The organism is Polaromonas sp. P1_G4 (assembly GCF_056405475.1).
In genome coordinates this window covers 1-1,277 of the sequence record NZ_JBFUCA010000819.1, presented here as the reverse complement: position 1 = coordinate 1,277, position 1,277 = coordinate 1, and the positions used below count along the sequence as shown (strand labels likewise).

Genomic DNA, 1,277 nt, shown 5'->3' with positions numbered 1-1,277 from the left:
CACCGCCTACACCGGCGCCGATGGCGGTGTTTTTCTCCTGAGTCGTCATGCCGCTACAGCCCGCCAGGCCGGCAAGCACTACCGCACAAAGTGCAGTTTGTTTGATTCCAATCATTTCAGTCTCCTTGAGAACGTTAATGAAAGTGAAGAGAAAATGCCGCTTGATCACGCCGCCAACTCCTCTTCACGTGAATGAATCGCACACGGTTACCGGCTGCACGCCGGGGTGGCTTTTCATTGCTGGTGTCTTCATGCTAGGAGGCTGCGGGTTCGGTGGTGTAGGACGAACTCCCGATATCGGTACGTACTACGCCCGGTACCTCCGGAGGAAATTTCGCATGCAAATCACGTCCGGACCACTTCTCAAGCCTGAACAGGAGCGCACGCGCAGCGGGACGCAAACGCGCGTCATCCCATCAAGCGTCTCAGCCCCGGCGCGCCGCCTCTATCGCGGCGACGTCAATCTTTTTCATGGTCATCATCGCGTCGAACACGCGCTTGGCCACCTTGGGATCGGGGTCGGCTATACCGTCAGTGAGCGCGCGCGGAGTGATCTGCCATGACAGGCCCCACTTGTCCTTGCACCAGCCGCATTCGCTTTCCTGCCCGCCATTGCTGACGATCGCGTTCCACAAACGGTCGGTTTCGGCCTGATCATCGGTGGCAATCTGAAAAGAGAATGACTCGTTATGCTTGAAGAGCGGGCCACCGTTCAGCCCGATGCAGGGAATGCCGGCGACGGTGAACTCGACCGTGAGCACGTCACCCTGCTTGCCGTCGGGGTAGTCACCCGGTGCATAAAAGAGTTTGCCGACAGTGCTGTCGGGGAATGTTTTGGCATAGAAGTTTGCGGCCTCGACGGCACCACCGTCGTACCACAGACAGATCGTGTTCTTGCTGGTCTTTTTGCTGGCCATGTCGTGTCTCCTGAAAGGTTGGGTATTCGGCACCCGGCGCCCGCCACGGTGCAAAGAACCCCCATGGTATCCATCCTGCATACCTGATTTGTCGGATGGGACTGATGCCCTTGTAGGGATACGCCGATGCCCCAATGACAGCTGTGTGTTTGCCTATGCTCGTTCATATTGAGGAGGCGGTTGGCAGACTGGCCGCCTAGAATCAGTTTGCAGGCTCAGGCCCTTCCTTTCTTATCAAACTGAAACCCAAAGAATTCTTCATGCGTTACGCAGTCATCCTGTCAACATTGCTTCTTTGCTCCGCCTGCAGCAAAACATCGTCCCCACCCGCCGCCGTCATCCCGCCCAGAGTGCCAGCCA

The 1,277-nt window shown here is 57.3% G+C and carries 2 protein-coding genes; one reads left to right on the top strand and one right to left on the bottom strand.

Features of this window, described 5'->3' with window-relative positions:
• Positions 1-196 (top strand): hypothetical protein (locus AC1D1X_RS23650; protein WP_477699392.1); only part of this gene is annotated, 196 nt, incomplete at its 5' end.
• A gap of 229 nt (positions 197-425) precedes the next feature.
• On the opposite strand, the gene AC1D1X_RS23645 is transcribed toward AC1D1X_RS23650, so the two are convergent.
• Positions 426-917, bottom strand: a complete 492-nt coding sequence (locus tag AC1D1X_RS23645) for a VOC family protein (protein ID WP_477666150.1) — start codon at positions 915-917, stop codon at positions 426-428.
• Between the last annotated feature and the right edge of the window lie 360 nt (positions 918-1,277).

What these genes read in the sequence shown, in the direction of transcription:
- AC1D1X_RS23645 (WP_477666150.1), bottom strand. Translation starts at nt 917, where the DNA reads ATGGCCAGCAAAAAGACCAGCAAGAACACGATCTGTCTGTGGTACGAC.